This is a genomic window from Bradyrhizobium sp. LB13.1 (assembly GCF_054056815.1).
Genome location: NZ_JBSRYQ010000001.1, coordinates 3456523 through 3473726, shown reverse-complemented (window position 1 = coordinate 3473726; position 17204 = coordinate 3456523). Strand labels below are relative to the sequence as shown.

At 62.0% G+C, this 17204-nt stretch carries 12 protein-coding genes; 2 read left to right on the top strand and 10 right to left on the bottom strand.

What is annotated here, in order from left to right:
- Position 1: 1 nt before the first annotated feature.
- Entirely contained in the window at positions 2 to 1726 is a 1725-nt protein-coding gene (locus ACVWYI_RS16250) for a hypothetical protein (protein WP_456662604.1), read from the bottom strand.
- On the opposite strand from ACVWYI_RS16250, the gene ACVWYI_RS16245 reads away from it, so the two are divergent.
- The gene (locus ACVWYI_RS16245) at positions 1725 to 2168 is read left to right on the top strand and encodes a hypothetical protein (protein ID WP_354105895.1); all 444 of its coding nucleotides are present in this window, start codon (positions 1725 to 1727) and stop codon (positions 2166 to 2168) included. The genes ACVWYI_RS16250 and ACVWYI_RS16245 overlap by 2 nt on opposite strands.
- Before the next feature lie 98 nt (positions 2169 to 2266).
- On the top strand, positions 2267 to 3250 hold the full coding sequence (locus ACVWYI_RS16240) for a DUF4424 domain-containing protein (RefSeq protein ID WP_456662603.1): 984 nt from the start codon (positions 2267 to 2269) through the stop codon (positions 3248 to 3250).
- A 9-nt stretch (positions 3251 to 3259) separates the two neighbouring features.
- On the opposite strand, the gene ACVWYI_RS16235 is transcribed toward ACVWYI_RS16240, so the two are convergent.
- The 9 genes from ACVWYI_RS16235 to ACVWYI_RS16195 form a co-directional block, all read right to left on the bottom strand.
- Entirely contained in the window at positions 3260 to 5065 is a 1806-nt protein-coding gene (locus tag ACVWYI_RS16235) for a protein kinase domain-containing protein (RefSeq protein ID WP_456662602.1), read from the bottom strand.
- A gap of 120 nt (positions 5066 to 5185) precedes the next feature.
- Positions 5186 to 5839: a PP2C family protein-serine/threonine phosphatase gene (locus ACVWYI_RS16230; RefSeq protein WP_456662601.1), complete on the bottom strand. Its 654-nt coding sequence runs from the start codon at positions 5837 to 5839 to the stop codon at positions 5186 to 5188.
- A gap of 6 nt (positions 5840 to 5845) precedes the next feature.
- On the bottom strand, positions 5846 to 6547 hold the full coding sequence (gene tagF / locus ACVWYI_RS16225; RefSeq protein ID WP_456662600.1) for a type VI secretion system-associated protein TagF: 702 nt from the start codon (positions 6545 to 6547) through the stop codon (positions 5846 to 5848).
- Positions 6544 to 10080: a type VI secretion system membrane subunit TssM gene (tssM, locus tag ACVWYI_RS16220; RefSeq protein WP_456662599.1), complete on the bottom strand. Its 3537-nt coding sequence runs from the start codon at positions 10078 to 10080 to the stop codon at positions 6544 to 6546. Before tssM ends, tagF begins: the two co-directional genes overlap by 4 nt.
- A gap of 43 nt (positions 10081 to 10123) precedes the next feature.
- Positions 10124 to 11650, bottom strand: a complete 1527-nt coding sequence (tssL, locus tag ACVWYI_RS16215) for a type VI secretion system protein TssL, long form (RefSeq protein WP_456662598.1) — start codon at positions 11648 to 11650, stop codon at positions 10124 to 10126.
- Positions 11647 to 12984, bottom strand: a complete 1338-nt coding sequence (gene tssK, locus ACVWYI_RS16210) for a type VI secretion system baseplate subunit TssK (RefSeq protein ID WP_456662597.1) — start codon at positions 12982 to 12984, stop codon at positions 11647 to 11649. Before tssK ends, tssL begins: the two co-directional genes overlap by 4 nt.
- A 48-nt stretch (positions 12985 to 13032) precedes the next feature.
- Positions 13033 to 14412 carry a type VI secretion system-associated FHA domain protein TagH gene (tagH, locus tag ACVWYI_RS16205; RefSeq protein ID WP_456662596.1) on the bottom strand — a complete coding sequence of 460 codons (1380 nt, stop codon included), beginning with the start codon at positions 14410 to 14412 and terminating at the stop codon, positions 13033 to 13035.
- A gap of 12 nt (positions 14413 to 14424) precedes the next feature.
- Positions 14425 to 14988, bottom strand: a complete 564-nt coding sequence (locus ACVWYI_RS16200) for a DUF6931 family protein (RefSeq protein WP_456650498.1) — start codon at positions 14986 to 14988, stop codon at positions 14425 to 14427.
- A 5-nt stretch (positions 14989 to 14993) separates the two neighbouring features.
- Positions 14994 to 16862 carry a type VI secretion system Vgr family protein gene (locus ACVWYI_RS16195; protein WP_354105890.1) on the bottom strand — a complete coding sequence of 623 codons (1869 nt, stop codon included), beginning with the start codon at positions 16860 to 16862 and terminating at the stop codon, positions 14994 to 14996.
- Between the last annotated feature and the right edge of the window lie 342 nt (positions 16863 to 17204).

The window sequence follows — 17204 nt, the reverse complement described above, 5'->3', positions numbered from 1 at the left end:
TTCAGCGCCTTTTGCTTGCCGTTTTGCGGCCCGCCGGCGGTTGTTCGGTCTCCTGATAGGCGCCCGCTGAAACCGTCGTCTGATCATCCGCGAACGCCCGAAAGCGGACCGGAACATAGCCGCGCGCGAGCAGGCTCGCCAACGGATAGACGTTGCGACAGACGCGGCCGTTGCAGCCACCGGTCGAGGACTCCATCACCTCAGCCTTGCGATCGGGCGTGAACCGCAGGAACAACATCACATGCGAGCCCGGCTTGTTCAGCGCATCACCGGGCCTCAGGTCCCAAGGATTTGCCACGGGCGCTGCGATCGCGGGGATGGCGGCAGTCGTGTAGTGGACGGAGAGCCCCCACGCGGCGCTGACGAATGCCGAACAGTCGACGCCAGCCACATCCGGCCGTGGCGCATTGCGAGTGCACACATTGCCAGCCAGCGTTCCGCTCTCGATCCGCTGCCGGAAGTTCGCGAGCGAACCGTGGCAGCCCCAGCAATAGGGTACGCCGCGCACCTCCTGGTTCACTTTTCCCTGCAGATACCACGGCCGACGAACACGGCTGAAGCCACTGCATTGGCTATCGGGATCGTTGCCGTAGTTCGCCTGCGTCAATTTCCACTGGATACCCTCGAACGCAAACGCGGTCTCGATCGCCTGCTGGCGATTGGACGGCCTCACGGCGGCCGAAGCGTCAAATTTGACGTCGGATTGTGGTGCCGGCGCTGTTGTCGTTCGCGACGGCCGCACGTCGATAATCGAGGCATTGGTCAGAGGTCGGAACCCAACGCCCACCACTTCGATACCGTCCGGCTTGGTTCGCAGGAAATAGACGTCGCCATCACCCGAAACCGTGACGAACCGTCTGGTCAGCGGCGTATTTTCCAGAGGAAGCTCATAGATTCCCTCGAGACGCCCATTCGCGGCATAGCGTGCGACGAACGTGGAGGCGTTCTTTCCCGATGGCGGAACGTCCTCGGCCAGCACGTAGAAGCGGTCGCTGTTGTCGATCTCGAGAAACTCCACCGTGCCGAGTTGGTTGCGCACGCGCAGGCCGAGCTGGCCGATGGTCTCGTTGGTGACCATGGTCTGGATCTCGACCCGTACGCTGGCATTGCCCTTGTCAGGAATGATATCGGCGATCACCGAGCCCTTGCTTCGGGAAGCCACATATTGCCGGTCGGGCTGCCGAGTCATCTTGATGATGGCCGCGCGGGTGTTCTGACCGAGCAGGTCTGCCGCGCTGCCGGGCGCCTGCGATCCCATCTGGGCGAAAGCGGACACGGCGACCTGATCGTCCGCCCCACGGCTCGAGACCTCCTCAAGCTGGATCACGTCACCACCGAGTCCGCGGGTGGATTGCCCCGGCGCTGCCTTCAGCGTCCGTACGCCGCCGTCCCAAACCATTATGTCGTCATCGTGGACGACCAGATCAGTCGGCTGGACGTCTTTAGGCATCTTGAGGACGTCAGGATAGGAATTTGGCTGTTTCGGGTCAAACTGGAGGATGCGACCGTTGATCTGATCGAGCACAAAAAGGTTGCCCTGCCCGTTGGCGCTGAGTGCTTGCGGTCCCGCGAGTTCCACGTCCTCGCTGGCCGGGACGATGCCGACCATGGACGCAGCCGAACCGCCGGCAAAGCTGCGTACGACAGTATCGTCGGCGTGCGCCTTGGTTCCGATAAGGCCAGCGCCAACGATGAAGACCCAGATCCAATGATTTGGACGAAGCATGTTCGCCTCAATGTACCCCGAACCGATCGCCGCGTCGGATCGACTAATCCGAGATGCCGTTGATGCGGCGCGTCAATTAGTGGTGAGCAATCTCAATCACGTTCAATTCTATCACTGGACGGTGATCGTCCGAAATTTCCTCAGCTTGCGGTGGAAAACCATGGCCCGGAATAGATTTGAGCAAGTGAACGAAGTCCAGTCCGACGCGATCACGCTACTCCTGAAACGCGACAATGATGGCGCCTCCGGATCGATCGTGCTGCCTGCCGCCGCGAGCCAGGGACGGCTGACCACCGACCAGGTCAGCGCGCAATTGCCGGCTCAGGATGCTTTTCGCAGCGCGATCCGGCTTGCAAACGACGTCAAGCTCGCGCTCGTGGTGTGCGATCCAGACGGGGTCTGGAAGCCCGACTGGGGCGATCTTTATCAGCCGATCGATTGACCCGCATCGGATGGAGCCAGCATATGCTGCGACGCCGCATAGAGACCAGATTGCCGAACGGACCCTCCACCCGACTGTCGTTCCGGATACGGGCCCTGATGGTCGCGCTGCTGGTTGCGACAGGCTCGCCGGCACGCGCCAACGACTCGGCTGCGGAATTATCGATCGGTGGGCTCCAGTTGGTACGCACCAATGACGTGGCCATGGAGAGCGAGAACCTTCGTATCGCGCTCGACAGGATCAGCGTTCGCTACCAATTCGCCAACGTCACCGCCAAGCCAGTCACGCTTACTGTTGCCTTTCCGCTGCCCGACATCGACCTGTCGGGGGCTGAGAACGTTGCACTGCCGTCAAATGATCCGATCAACTTCGTCGACTTCGAGACCAAGGTCGACGGCAACCCGGCGCCGCTGACCGTCGATCAGCGCGCCGTGGTTGGCAACAGGGATGTCAGTGCCCTGCTCCGCGAACTCAAGTTGCCGCTGCTGCCGATTGGTGGCCGCGAGATCCGGGTGACCGATCTACCCGCGGCGACCCGGACCCGGCTCGTGGACGACGGACTTCTGGTGCCTGCCGGAATGAGCGACAACGGTCGCCAGCAGTATGCGCCGGGTTGGGTTATCAAGACCTCGGCTGTGCGCCAGCAGGTGTTTCCGCCCATACGCGCCGTCACGGTCGAACACCAGTACCGGCCGAGCGTCGGCTCCAGTCCTGACACCATTCTGCGCTCGAGCCTGCGCCGCAGCAGCGCACTCGGTCAGGAAGTCGCGCGTTACCGGAAAGAATACTGCGTCCAGGATACGTTCCTCGCCGAGCTCGATAAGCGCGCGGGCGGTAACCAGACCAACAGCGCGAATCTGCAGGAGCGGCGCATATCGTACGTGCTCAAGACCGGCGCGAATTGGGCTGGGCCGATCCGGTCATTCAAGCTGATTATCGACCCAGGCGGCAGCGACCGTTTGGTGAGCTTCTGTCCTGGGCGGCTAAAGGCCTCGTCGGCTACTGGAAACACGCTTGAATATACGGCAAGCGACTTCAAGCCGGATGCCGACCTGAAAATCCTGGTGATCGGAACATTCTGAGCGTGCCGGTCAATTGGTGAGCAGCACGTAGCGCGCGGCCGCGATGACAGTCACCTTGTTGCGCTGAGCCTCGCTTAGCGCCTGCAGGAAGAACGTGTCGGCCGCCATCGGTCGCGGCTGGCGCAATGAGTCCAGAACCTGCGGGACCGCCACGACCAACAGCAATTGCGGACCGCTCGCGCGCGCTGTCGGGAGCGTAAACGAAAGTGAGTCGATGCCCGGCTTCAGAAGATAAGACAGGCTCTGGACTTCGCCGCGATCCGACACCATGAGCAGCTCCACCACGCGGTTGGCAAAGTTCTCAATGGTCCCATTGAGGGTTTCACCGCCCTTCAGCTCTGTCGCTGACAAGGTGATGCGTGGCATTCGCGCCTGATCGCTCCCGACCTGATTCAAGAACTTGACGGCTGGGCATTGCGCTTGGGTCACTTGCCTGACGCCGACCGAAGCCTCGAAACCCTGATCACGCCGAAACGCTTTGTCGAAGGTGTCGAATGGGGCGGTCGAGGCACCGAACCCTTCGATGACAGCGGCATTTGGGCTCACGGCAATCGGCAAGACGAAGAAGCAGTCACCGCCGGAATATTGGGCCACGTATTTGCGGATGCGCTCAGCGCGCCCGGACCCATCGAGTGCCCCAGACTGCGTCGCCGTCGGCTGCGCGGACAGCTTCTCCGGCTCTTGGCGTCCGGGCTGTGGTCCAGCGGGCTCGATCTTCGGCGGCGCCATTGTTCCGGCGAGTTTCGGAGGTGGCGGCAAGACCGCGCGGCCTGGCGCTGACCAGACCAGCTTGTAGAAGGCATATCCACCGCAGACCAGCAGCAACAGAGCCGCGACGCCCGCCCCCAGCCGTAGGCTGCGCGGACTCCGCGCGGTCGACGGCATACGGTCCTGCGGCGCCGGCGCCGCGCTTTCCGGCCGCCGCAGCGGATCGAAGCCATATAACGGCGCGGCCGGCGTCTGGGCCGAACCGGTTGGCGTCCAGCTGTTGACCTCCCCCATGGTCGGGCGCAATGCCGGATCAGGCTGCAGCATCCGCTCCAGCAAAGGCCGAATGCGCATATCCACCGCGCCGAGATCGGGCACTCGCCGGCGCTTCTCCACCAGTTGAAACTGGCTGCCGCCCATGTCGAGTTTCTGTCCGGTCAGCGCATGGAACAGCATAAGACCGAGGCTGTAGACATCGGATTTCGCAGTCACGTCATTGCCGTACAACCCTACTTGCTCCGGCGATGCGTAGTTGTCCTTGCCAGCGAAGCCCGAGCCGATGATGGTCTTGTCACCCATCTGGGTCGACCGGGCGATGCCGAAGTCGATGATCTTGGCCCGCCTGACGTCGTCGAGCGGAACGATGATGTTGTCCGGGGACACGTCGCGATGGATGATGCCGTGCTCATGGGCGGCCTCCAGTCCCGATGCGACACGCTGCATCAGCCTGATCAGCGCCTCGAAGGTCAACGGCCCATCATCGAGCATGTTCGAGAGCGAGCGGCCATTCACGAACTCCATCGCGAGATAAGGTCGCTGCAGCACCGGCTCCACGGTAAACAGGAAGTAGCGAACGATCGCGTCATGCGGAAGATTGTGGAGTGCCGCGGCCTCTCGACGGAACAGCGCGAGCGCGGCCTCGTTATCAACCACGTCGGGCAGTAGCATTTTCACCGCAACAGGCGATCCAGTTTGGATCTCACGGCATTTGTAGACCTCACCCATGCCGCCCGCGCCGATCACCGCTTCGATCTCGTAAATGCCGTTGAGACGGGTGCCGGGCGGCACGCCGTGATAGGACGATCGGAACGGATCGCTCGGAGTCATGGTTGCGGCTCCCGATTGAGCGGAGATCTTGTCGTCTCCTGAGATCGTGGCGTCAGCAGTCGCACGATCACAACCGTCAAATTGTCAAGCCCGCCACGAACAAGAGCCAGCGCGAGCATGTCATCGCAAGCCGCCTGGGCGCGTCGCGTAGCCGCGTGCTGCAGGATCTCGTCGTCCTGCACGTGCCTGGTCAGGCCATCGCTGCAGATCACGAAGATATCCTCCGGCTCGGCCGGGGCCTGTCACCACCTCAAATTCCGGATCATCGGCGACACCGACGGCACGCGTAATGGCATTGCTCGGCCAATCATTCACGTCTTCGCGCGACAGCGCACCTTCTGCGATCAGCTCCTCCAGTTCGCTGTGATCATGCGACACCTGGCGAATTGCGCCGCGACTGATAAGGTAGACCCGGCTGTCACCCGCCCATATGCAGGCATAGTAGCTATCGCGAACGAGCAGAACCGCCGCTGTGGTCCCGACGGTAGCACCCTGTCGTTCATGACTAAGCGCCAGTATCTGCTGGTTTGCGCTGAAAAGCCGCTCCTCGCATTCCGCCAGCAGGTCTGCGGCTGATTCTGGCGTGCCGATCGCGTCAAGCGACTGCACTACGATGCGACTGGCGAGATCACCGGCCTCGTGCCCCCCCATACCGTCGGCGACCGCCCACAGGCCAACGTCGGTTCGTACCAAACATGAATCCTCGTTCCGCTCCCGCACCCGTCCGGCATGGGTGACGCTACCTACATCGAACAAGGACGGAATATGCACCATCGCGCGTCATCCATTCCCCGATGCCGCGAGGCCGAGATCACCGGTCAGCAGCGTGACGTAATGAAACGGATCTGGCAATCCGCGACAACTCAGCGCCATTGGCGGGAAGCCTTCCCCTCCGGCGGTCCACCAGAAGCTAGCCGCGGCGTAGACCTGTGGGTTGGCAGCGCAAAGTGCTGCAAACGACCCCGCGAAGGCTTCGACCGCCGAAGCCCTCCCCATTGCCGCAGTACCAAGCCACGTGACCGGCGGATCGCCGGCGATGGTCTCCTGCAGTCGTGGCACCGCAAGCCGATCCAATGCATCGGAGATCTGCTCGAAGGTTGCGGCCCGATCCAGGGTCGAAAGCAGGAACGCCTCCACTTGCCCGAACCATTCGTCCTGCGGATCAATGCTTGGCGGCGGCAGCGAGACGGCCTCGCCGGTCACCGCATGCAGGGTCAAGGGATAGTATCGCCCCACCCCATCGAGCGAGGGCATGATCGCACCCGCCACTGTCGTGCCGCAGATCGCGGCGCCGAGCCAAAACCGCCAGACCGGCGCGGTCAGAAAGGCCTGCTGCCATCCTGGGCCAAGCTGGTGGCGACTTGCTGACAGCGCAGCCTGTACCCACGGCTCCCAGGCTTCCAGGAAGCTGCGCGGGGTGGCGATCGCGATGAAATCGCGCTTCGCACCGATTTTGCCGAATATCCCGCAACGCATGGTCATATCCCGGTCGGGCAACGAAACTCGCGCAGCACTGACAGGTTCAGCGGGTTGCGCAACGATCCAGTCGAAATTTGATAGTTGAGCTCGCGCCCGGCGACGATGAAACTCGCGCTGGCCGTTTCCGCTTTCACCACTAACGAGCCCGCCTCCAGCATCCGAAACAACGACCAGGGACCAATGCGCTCAAGCACGGATGGCGGGCCGGTGTCGTTACTGACTGAAATTGCCGTTCGCGGCGCTGGGCCCGGCCACAGGACGGTAGTCGGCGAGTTGCTCTGCGGCTGTGGCGGTGGCGTAGGTTGCGGGCCGCCGAACAAGGACGAAGGGGCCGATCCGGGAATGGTTGGGCTCGCAATCGTGGTGCCGCCGATCTCGGTCTTAACTGTCACGCCTGGCCCCGGTGCCCCAGGGGGTCGGATCGCGAATGAAACGGCGGGCACACCGCCGCCCGTCTGGAAGAACGCATCCCGGATATAAGCCGCATTCTGGAATTGTTTGAGCGTGTCGGGCGAGAACGACCGACCAACGGGGCTCTCCTTTCGCCAAGCCCAGTCCGACCGCGACGTGTCGGCATAAGGTGCCAGGTACTGGGTGAAGAACCTGTCCATAACGCCATTCGGACTAAACAATTTGGCAAAATCCGCGAGCGGAACTTCCTGGCCGCTGCCGCGGATAAACGGGTAGCGGTTAGTCACGGTCTGTTGGCAGACCGGCGTGACCTGATCGCGCAACGTTTGCAGGATTTGCCCGGCGGTCGAAGCCGCGATGCTGCCTTCGAACTCCGCGGCTGCTGTTCGCAGCATGTCGGAGAATGGCGGCGGCATGCGCGAGGCATTGTTGCGGAGTGCTGCGACCTGGGTCTGAAGCGCGGCTGTGGCTTGTGCGGTCAGTTGGGGATTCTCGATGATTAGCGTCAGGTTCTGCGCGATGTCGTTCAGGTTCGCGACGGTCGAGTCGATCGGCCGGCGGGTGCTCTCGCCTTCGAGCGCCGCGTGGTAAGGTTTGAACTGCGCCTCGATCATCGCGCCAGGCGGTCCATCCTGGGCATTCGTGAAGAGTGCTGGCGCCGGTGCGGCAGCTGGAGCCGAAGCGCTCGCCGGCTTCGCCCGTTCCTTGGTCAGCACCGTCTCGTCGCGCACCGATTCCAGAATTTGCCGCATCGGCGAGGTCGGCGCCGAAAGCGCCCGCAGCACCTCATATTTCGGCTTGTCGGCGAGCAGCTTCTTCAGGCGCAGGCTCCCGAGCGCCGTTCGCCAGGTCGTCACGAAATCGTTGGAATAGATGCTGAGCAGATCGCCGGCCAGATTGTCGTACTGCTGGTCGATGGCCGACTGCTGGCCGGCATCTCCCAAAACCCATCGCTCCCGCTTCATCCGCTCTGACAATCCGGACAGCCGGGCAACGAACTTCTGATGGAAGCCGTTATACGTGAAAAACTCAGGTACCCGCACGGCGTCCAAAGGCTGCCCCGTCGTGGTTTCGAACACGACGCCCGTGTCGGGGCCGCCACGGCGGCTGGCGATCCAGTCGCCGGCGATCGATGCGCGAGCCTCTGATTTCAGAAACTCGTAGGCTCGTTGCGACACGCTCAGGCGCGCCAAGGAGCTCTGGGCCTGCTTGATCAACCGGCCGTCGAGTTCGACCAGCGGTTGCTGTTCGGTCTCGAGGTCGAACATTGCCACGAGGTTCTCGTCGAGCAGACGCCGCCCTTCCGCGTTGGTGGCGCCAGGATAGAGGTTATCCGCCCAGTCACGTTGCATCCAGGAGCGGATCAGCTCGCGGTCCGGCGACTGCAGGCCGCCGACCATCAGATAGACCTTGAGCGCCTCATAGACGAAAGCAGGCTCGTTTATGCGCGCATTGAGCTGCTCCTCCAGGCGATACAGCAGGCGCGGCCGGAACATGCGCTCAAGCGCCGCATGATAGGCTGCCTTCGAGGGCGACAGCAGCCGGGCGTGCTGACTGAGCCCGTAGCGAGCCGACAGAGGCACCGACTCGCCGCGCGATCCGTAGCCTGCGGGGGCGTTGCGGAGGCGGTAGAGTAGCGGCAGCACCTTGTCGAGATCATGATCGGCAATCAACGTCTGCTTGATAAGTGGTGCGCCGGCGGCCGCATACTCGCTATCCGCCTGCAGGCTTTGCTCGATCAAATCGGAGTTCCGCTTGTAGCTCATCAGCCAAGCTGCGATCAGTCCGATCGAGACCAGACCGATCAATGACAGGGCTGCGGCCTTCAGGATCAGCGTGCGGCGCACCGCGGCACGGTCGGTCGAGACCCAGTCGGCTTCGCCGATGATGACCTTGGAAATCAGATCGGCGAGGAAGAAGCTCTTGCCCGTGCCCGAATAGGATCCGGAACCGATCTCCTCGGCGCCGAACGTGCGTGCCAGCGACCCGATCAATTGATCGATCGGCGTGCCCTGCTGCGTACCCGAGGTAAAGTAGAAGCCGCGCAGGTTCGCGTTCACGTGATAGCGCGTCGGCTCGAAGATCAGGTTGAGAAAATCGTGGATCTGGGGCTTGAGCCGCGCCATCTGTGCCGGAAAGCCGAACAATTGCACGCGGTGCTGGGGCGTCGGCTCGTCCTGCAGACGGTCGAGCGTCTCCTCGCTCAGGCGCTCCAGCAGACGATCGAACTCGACCGGGATCTGCCCCACGAGATTCTGGGTTTTGTCGGCGGTCTGGAACGTGGCACCCCAGACCTGGCGGCGGCCGGCCTCCCCGAGATAGGCGAAATACTCGGTGAAGCCGGCAACGAGATCCGCTTTGGTAAATAGCGCGTAGACCGGGAAGCTGACCTTGAGCCTCTGATGCAGCTCGAGCAGGCGCATCCTGATGGCATCGGCATGAAGTGCGAGCTCCTGCTTCGGCAGCGTCAGGATGTCTTCGATACTGATGGCGACAAGGACGCCGTTGATCGGTTGGCGCGACCGGCTTTTCTTTAGGATGTCCAGGAACGCCAGCCAGCTGTCCTTGTCGGCCTTGCTGTTGGAGTCCTGGGTGGTGTAGCGGCCGGCGGTATCGATCAGCACCGCCTCCTCTGTAAACCACCAATCGCAGTAGCGGGTACCGCCGACCCCTGCGATCGCCGCGGGCGTCGCCCCCCGTGCGAGCGGAAATTTGAGCCCGGAATTGACCAGCGCCGTGGTCTTGCCGGCGCCGGGCGGACCGATGATGACATACCAGGGGAGATCGTAGAGATAGCCCGACTTGTTGCCGCTGGCGGTCTTCAGCGTCGCGAGCGCATCCTTCATGCGCTCCTTGAGCACCGGTTCATCGCTGACGGGCTGGTCTGCACCGGCGATGCCATCGGCAATCTCCTTGGCACCCTTGCGCCGCTTGAACAGATTGAGGCCAACGATGCCTGCCACGGCCGTGGTGAGCAGCAGAATAGCGATCTGCCGGACGATATGGTTCTCCAGCGGCCGCCAATCGCCGAACGCGATGAAGGGACCGGCGAAATAGATCACCGCTCCGAGCGAGCTGAGCCCGACTCCGTAGAGAACGATGCGGAGAATGTCCTTGGCAAGCATCTAACCGTACCCGTCGCAAACCACCCGATCCGGCGGTGTGTGCCTATTCGCTGCGTTCGATAAAGATCTCGACGCGCCGGTTCTTGGCGCGTCCCTCGGGTGTTGTGTTGCTGGCGATTGGCGCATCTGCTCCTTTGCCCTCGACGTCGACGCGCGAACCTTCGGTCAAACCAGGTTTCAGTGCCGCGGCAACCGCCTTGGCGCGCTCGACCGACAACTCGAAATTGGTCGGGAAGCGGACTGTGCGGATCGGCGAACTGTCAGTATGGCCGACGACCCGGATCCGTCCCGGCTCCTTGTCGAGGGTTGCTGCGACGCGGAGTGCGATCGGCTTGAAGCCGTCGAGGATGGTCGCCTGGCCCGACGCAAACAAGGCTAGGTCGCAGACCCTGATCACGATGAAGCTGGGGGTCTGGTCCGCCGTCATGGCACAGGCGGTGTTCTCCTTCGCGAGCGCATTGCGGATGCGTTGCAACTGGGTAATGCGATCCGGCGGCGGCGGAGGCGGCGGCGGTGGGGGTGGTGCAACGACCTGACGCTTGAGCTCGATCGGGCCGGCCGGATGGAGCGCGAGCGCCACCTGGGCAGCATTCTCTGCCCGCCCAGCGAGGAGCGTCCGCAGAACGAAATAGGACCCGGTCAGCAGCGCGGCAACGACGGCTGCCACGAGCCAGACCGGAACACGCAGACGCTGCCGGCGTCCCGCCAGCGCCTGCCCGCGCCAGTTGGGCGACAGGTCGCTCATCGTTTTCGGTCGGACCCGGCGCAGCAATTCATAGAGGTTGCGCTGGATCAGTTGCAGGTTCGCAAGTCCGCCCCCTGACGTCCGGTGGATGCCCTGAAAACCAAGCGCAAGGCAGGTGTGCTGAAGTTCGAGGACCGGATAGTTGACCAGTGGATCAACCTTCAAATGGTCGAGGATCTCAAAAAAACGGACGCCGCCGACACGCTCGCCGAAGAACCGGCTCAGCATCGAATATTGCGTCCAGACGTGACGCTCTTCGGTTGGGATGTGCTGCACGATATCGTCGGCAGTGGCACACAGGATGTATTTCGCTGTGTTGGCCTGGTGCTCGGAAATGCCCGCTGAACGGATGTCCTTCTCAAAGAATTTGATCGCGTCTGCGACCTGCTCCATCAGGCTGGCGAATGACGCTCGCATGAGCGCCACCCGCAATCGACCGAGCAGTTGCAGCAACGGGCCCGCAGCGCGCATCACCGGATTGGCATTTGGCGCGACCAGATCGTCAACGCGCAACGGCGGCCCTGGCGGGAACATGGGTTGCGGCACGTGGCCTTGCGCGGGTGTCGAGATCCATTCCTCGGCTGGATGGCTGGCCGGCGCGGAGGCGTAGTTCGAGCCCTGTGGAACGGGCGAAAAGGATGATGGTGGCGCTGGCGCGCCGGGAGAGGGTACGGGTGATGGCGAATAGGCCGGGCGTGCAGCAGGCCCCTCGCCCGGCGGAGGCTGAGAGGTCGGCGCCGGCGGCAACTTCCCGCCGGGATTGGGACGGATGATCGTCCGTTCGCCCCGACCGAAAGGATTGACCGGCTTGTCCTTGTCGCTCATGGCCTGTCTTCCAGGATAGCCCAAAGATACAGCTCAAGCTCGGGCCAGTCGCCGGAAAAGTGCATTCCGATCGACGCAGCCGTACTGAACTCGGGCCACAGCGGCGACTTGCGGTCGAGATAGAAATAGACGTGATCCGTGATGGCCCGGATATGCGGCGGCGGCGTCGGCAAATGCGCCAGCGTCAGGCCCGGCAGGTTTGCGTGCACGATCTCGTTCATCTTGGTGTTCGGCCCGACCTTGAACAGGTGCGGGAAATCGTTCTGGATCTCCACAAGCGGCCGCCGTGCGGCAACCTCCAGCACCAGGGTCGCATTTCGGAATAGCGCTCGATCGCGGATCGGCGATACGAACGCATTCTGTGCGCGCTCGATGATCTCCAGGCGGATCGCCCGCCGGCCCAGCCGCGCGCTCAAGAAGTCCTGGATGTCGCTGACCAAGGGTGTGAAGACGTTCTCGATATCGTCGTGATTGTACGCCGGGTAGTTGCGCGCCCGCCGTTCCGCCGTGGAAAACGTCGCAAGTTCACCCGCGAACCTCAGCAATTCCTCGTACAGGCGCTCGGGGTGCACGCTGCCGGAGCGCTGGAAATGAGTCAGCACGGGAATGGTACGGTTCAGCACTTGCAGGACCAGATAGTCGACGCTCTGCAACCCACCACCGGATGACGGATCGACCGCGTAACGCGCCAGCTCGTCGAGTTTAGTCTCAGCCCAGCCGATGATGCGGTTGAGCCAGCCATCGATGATCGGATGCGCGGCGCAGACCAGCATCGGCGGCACGAACTTGTCGTCGAACAGGATGTTCTTGTCGCGCACCTCGAGAATGCGCGCGATGCCGAGGCCCATGTATCCGGGCTTGCTCGTCTTGCGCAGTTCGAACGACAAGCGCGGATAAGCGATGTCGATCTCTTCCTCGATGCGTAGCGCCGAGGTCGAGTCAATGAAGGTTTCCGAAGTACGGACATAGCGACTGGCGCTGTCGGTGCGGTCCTCGTCGACCTCGCGGGTGTTTGGCGCCGCGACCGGCATCATCAGCCAGACGATCTGGCCTGCGGCCGTCTCCGGCACATCGATCGATTCGGGTATTGGGCTGTCCGCAGGGATATCGAAGGGCGTACCGTCCGGCATGACGCCGGACGCATTGCGCACCGCGAATTTGCTCTGTTCGGTAAGATCCTTATCGATCTCTAGCTGGGCAAAGCCCCAGGGGTATGGTGTCGTGTAGCGAACGCGCTTTTCCAGCAAGTGTTCGATGTAGCGGTCGTTCTGCTGCAGATGATGCGGCCGCAGAAACAGACCTTCCGACCAGAAAACCTTGCTGTACCAAGACATTCCTACATCCACTTAGAAATTGTCGGCAACCGCGTGGTCGCCGAAAGTTTACTTTGAACCGGGCTTGTCACCGCGGTCGTAATAGTCCGAGAAAAGCAACATAAAGGTTTCGATCGGCGCGCTGTTGTCGCGGCCAAGATGCGCCTTCCAGCGCGTCAAGAACTCGTCCCAGAGTTTGCCCTTGTTCGTGCCGAGCCAGGAGCTTGCGCCACGCTGAAGCTCGAGCTCGCGCGCCATCAGCGTCGGATCTATGCCCGCAATCAGCTCATGGACAGCGTGCTGCATCGCCATATAGGTCCTCAATTGATGTGACTTGAGATCACTGAATCCCTGTGCAAAGGCGCGCTGTGCGTCGAGATAGCTGCGCGTCGGCGGCCCAAAGAGGATGCGCATCGCTTCTTCCGAGGTCGGCGAAAATTTCAGCGGATTATTTTCGAGCGCTTGGACGGTGGTCTGGCTGGTGCTACGGGTCAGCTGCTTGGCTTGGGTTCGCGCCTGCAGCAGCGCCATCAGATTGTCCACGGTCATACGCAAGATGATGCCAAGCTGTTCGGCGAGTTCGGCATCGGACTTGCTGGCAAAGAAGTTGTCCGGCAATCCTGCAGCGCGCGCCACCAGTCGCGCAAAGTCGGTACCACCGACTGGCTTGGCCGTGACAGGGCCCTCGTCTGCTGCTTGCGCCGGGCGCGACGTCTCAACCTGCGGGTGCGATGGCGATGCTAGCGGCTGGGCGGCGGCTGATTCATCATCGATCCACACCGACGGCCGGCGTGGAGTCGGAATGGCTGGCGGGCGCTCGACTTGCGGTTTCGGCGCGGTGACCGGACCGGCTGCCCAGTTCATGTCGTCGTCCTGCACGGACGGTTGGTACGGAGACATCGGCGATGACCGTCGAAATGGGTCCACACCCGGCGCCGGGACGCTCGCCGCCCAATCCAGGAACCCCGGATTGACGGGCCGCGGAGCCTCGCGTGGCTTCTTCAACAGTTGCGGATCGATCGGCGGCGGAACGTCACGATCGGCCGTCCAAAGCTCTCCGTAATCCGCATGCTGCTGGCCCGAGGGTTCGTGCAGTTGCGCCTCATGGTGTGGGGTGCGCCCGCCAGCCTCAGCCTCCAGCGAAACTCCGATGATGTAGTGGCCGATCGTGAGCCGATCGCCGTCGCGCAAGCGGTGCGGCCCGCGTATGCGCTGGTCGGCACCATTGAGAAAGGTGCCGTTGGTCGAGACGTCGTGCAGCCAATAGCCACCGTCGCGAAAGTGCACCTCGCAATGCTTTCCGGAAATCGTCCGCGCCGGATCCGGCAGCGTCCAGTCGAGGTGACGGTCCCGGCCAATATCGACCGAACGCCTGCCGGTGACCGTAAACGACACAGGTCCGCCGTCCGGAAGATTCGGTTCGTTCTCGATATTAAAGCGCAGCACCATCACATCGTCTCGTTAGCGCGGAGGGCGCGGTTCGCCGCGTGCCAATTGAATACCATCCTCCAGGCATGACGTCATTATCTGGTCCCGGGAGTCACGGGGGAGCCGGCAGAGGCCAATCAGCAGTGCTGTACGCACCGCCCGTGCGGCCTGATCTGGCTTGGCTTCCACGGGCGCAAATTCCGGGGGAACCACGCTTCCACCGGACCAGCCGGCCGCCAGCGCCAGCCACGTTGCTGGCTGCTCAGGATCGTTGGCATTGCCGACAGCCAGCGCCTTGTTCCGGGACTGCTCGTCCGGTTGCCGGACCCAGGTCTCCACAATATTGAGCGACCTGCTATCGCTGGCATCGAAACGGTCGAACATCCGTCGCAGAGAGCGACATCCCCAGCCAATTGCCACGCGCCTTGGAAGCAGGTAGGCACAGTAAGACACGGCGGGGTGCCAATTGCACGCGTCGGCGGCCTCCTGAAGGAAATCCAGCGAAGGCTTGTCAGCGTCGGCTCTGCCGACATCATAGCGCGCCAAGGGATAGGCCTGAAACAGATCCTGTACCGTGCCGAATCTAACCTGCCCCATGATCGTCAACCGACAAGAGTTGGAGTGCCGTGAGCGACCAGCGGACCGCCGGCAGCAAGCGCCATGCCGGCCTGCGCTGTCATGGCGATCGTCGGCGCGTTGATGACGATACCCGCCGGGGTCAGGATAATCTGGCTCGGACCAACCTGCAGGGTGATATTGGCGTTGGCCATGAGCGTGATGCTGATGCCCGCATTGACGGACTGGTCCATGGCCAGCGTGATGTGCTGACCGCCCAATTCGATATCGAGTTTGTCATTGCCTTTCTTGAGCGTGGTCTTGCGGGTGTCGCCGCCGAATGCAGCTTCGCCGATGGTCCGTGTCTCGGTGTCGCGGACCGTCACGTCATGGTCCTTCTCGGCATGCACCGTGATCTTCTCGGATCCCTTCTTGTCCTCGAAATTCCACTCGTTGAAGCCGCCGCCGCCTTTGGTGGAGTCGGACTTCAACCCCGCAATCGTCTTCTTCGACGGCAGATCGTAGGGCAGCTTGTATTCGTCGTTGTACACGGTGCCGATCACCAGGGGCCGGTCCGGATCCCCTTCCAGGAATTCGACAACGACTTCCTGCCCGACGCGTGGGATGATCTGACCGCCCCAGCGCTTGCCAGACCAAACCTGGGCGACACGCAACCGGCACGACCGCTTCTTCTTGCGATCCCAGAAAAAGCGGACGTAGATTTCGCCGAGCGACTCGACGTCGATTTCCTCGCTCGAATTGTCGTCTTTGGTCACCACCTTGGCAGTCTGGATGCCATTGATCCTTGGCTTCGGGGTCAGCATCGGCGCTCGAAACGGCCGATCGCTCGGCAGAAACTCGTAGCTGCCGAAATAAACGTGTTGCCCGGCGTCGCTCGGACCGCCGGTGCGATAAGATTCGATCGAGAACGAGTGCGTGGCTCGCACCACGAGATAATCCACGTTCTGCGAATCCTTGGAGTGCTTTTCAAGTTTCGTTAGCCCACCGGGGAACAGGTTGACGGCGTCGCCATTGCCGCGGCGCCTCCGGTCCATTGCCTGCTCGGCCTGAAGCTGGATTTTCGCGTAGCGCTCGCCGTCGGACTTTTCCTTGAACTTCCCTGGATAGTCGTAAAACTCCATCTCCGACCGAGTGTAGTGCTCGGAGCCCTTGGCGTCGCTGATCATCTGCGCGTTGGGCTTCTGATAGTTGTAGTCGTTGAGCTCGATCTTGCCGGTCCGAAACCGGCGCTCCGAGACCCATTCGTAGATATGCTGCTCGCCTCGACGATCGGCCCCCGTCAATGGGATATAGGGAATCGCAGCAAGACCGTTGATTGGGCTATGCGACGATTTGGAGTCCGCCAACACCAGCGTATGTTTGCCGCCCTCGTGCTTGAAGAAGTAGTAGATGCCGTGCTGTTCCATCAGCCGGCACACGAAATTCATGTCAGTCTCCCGGTACTGAACGCAATATTCGAGCTTCGGACAGGACCCCTCTTCGGTCAGTTTGGATTCATAATCGGTGAAGCCGCGTTCGTTGAAGACCTCCTTGATGATGTCCGGCGCTTTCTTGTCCTGAAAGATCCGACAATCGGTGGTTCGCGACAACAGCCAAAACCAAGGCCTCAGCACGATCCGGTAGCTGAAATAGTCGTTGTTTACCCCGAGCCACTGGGCCTCCGTCAGAATGCCACTGAACTCGCGCTCCTTTTCATGCAGCTTTATCGTCAGCGTACATTGCTGACCAATGGCTCGGTCGAAGTCGAGGTCGGCATCCTCACTGAGACACTCGATGCGATACTCGAACAGTTCACTGAGACCTTCCGAGCCTTCGAATCCGGCAAAAACCAGAACGTCTTTGCCAAGAGGCGTCTTGAGTTCGCAGAGGCGGGTATCCTGAGTAAGCTGGCCCATGTGGGCTTAAACTCCCTCCTTCGATCGAATGACCCGCTGCAAAGAGCTGATCAGACGTTATGCAAGAACCGCGGAAATCCTGCCTGCCACTGGCAGTGCCGGCAAGTCCGCCCCGGGGCTGGGCCTCCTGACGTTTCACGACAGCCGTCCAAAGAACCACCCTGGCCATCAAGTAGTCGGCCCCAAGAGCTTGCCGGTTCACGCGAAAATGGCATCTTCGGAAATGAACCAAGATCAGCAGGCATCTGACCCATAGGTATAGAATCGGATCATACGCCCCCGCGAGATCCCCTAGTCGTCACGGGCTCGGCAGCGGGGCCGTGACCGAGCAGATGGACGATC

What these genes read in the sequence shown, in the direction of transcription:
- ACVWYI_RS16240 (WP_456662603.1), top strand. Translation starts at nt 2,267, where the DNA reads ATGGTCGCGCTGCTGGTTGCGACAGGCTCGCCGGCACGCGCCAACGAC.
- ACVWYI_RS16250 (WP_456662604.1), bottom strand. Translation starts at nt 1,726, where the DNA reads ATGCTTCGTCCAAATCATTGGATCTGGGTCTTCATCGTTGGCGCTGGC.
- ACVWYI_RS16245 (WP_354105895.1), top strand. Translation starts at nt 1,725, where the DNA reads ATGTTCGCCTCAATGTACCCCGAACCGATCGCCGCGTCGGATCGACTA.
- tagF (WP_456662600.1), bottom strand. Translation starts at nt 6,547, where the DNA reads ATGACCATGCGTTGCGGGATATTCGGCAAAATCGGTGCGAAGCGCGAT.
- tssL (WP_456662598.1), bottom strand. Translation starts at nt 11,650, where the DNA reads ATGAGCGACAAGGACAAGCCGGTCAATCCTTTCGGTCGGGGCGAACGG.
- ACVWYI_RS16200 (WP_456650498.1), bottom strand. Translation starts at nt 14,988, where the DNA reads ATGGGGCAGGTTAGATTCGGCACGGTACAGGATCTGTTTCAGGCCTAT.
- tssK (WP_456662597.1), bottom strand. Translation starts at nt 12,984, where the DNA reads ATGTCTTGGTACAGCAAGGTTTTCTGGTCGGAAGGTCTGTTTCTGCGG.
- tagH (WP_456662596.1), bottom strand. Translation starts at nt 14,412, where the DNA reads ATGGTGCTGCGCTTTAATATCGAGAACGAACCGAATCTTCCGGACGGC.
- tssM (WP_456662599.1), bottom strand. Translation starts at nt 10,080, where the DNA reads ATGCTTGCCAAGGACATTCTCCGCATCGTTCTCTACGGAGTCGGGCTC.
- ACVWYI_RS16195 (WP_354105890.1), bottom strand. Translation starts at nt 16,862, where the DNA reads ATGGGCCAGCTTACTCAGGATACCCGCCTCTGCGAACTCAAGACGCCT.
- ACVWYI_RS16230 (WP_456662601.1), bottom strand. Translation starts at nt 5,839, where the DNA reads ATGGTGCATATTCCGTCCTTGTTCGATGTAGGTAGCGTCACCCATGCC.
- ACVWYI_RS16235 (WP_456662602.1), bottom strand. Translation starts at nt 5,065, where the DNA reads ATGACTCCGAGCGATCCGTTCCGATCGTCCTATCACGGCGTGCCGCCC.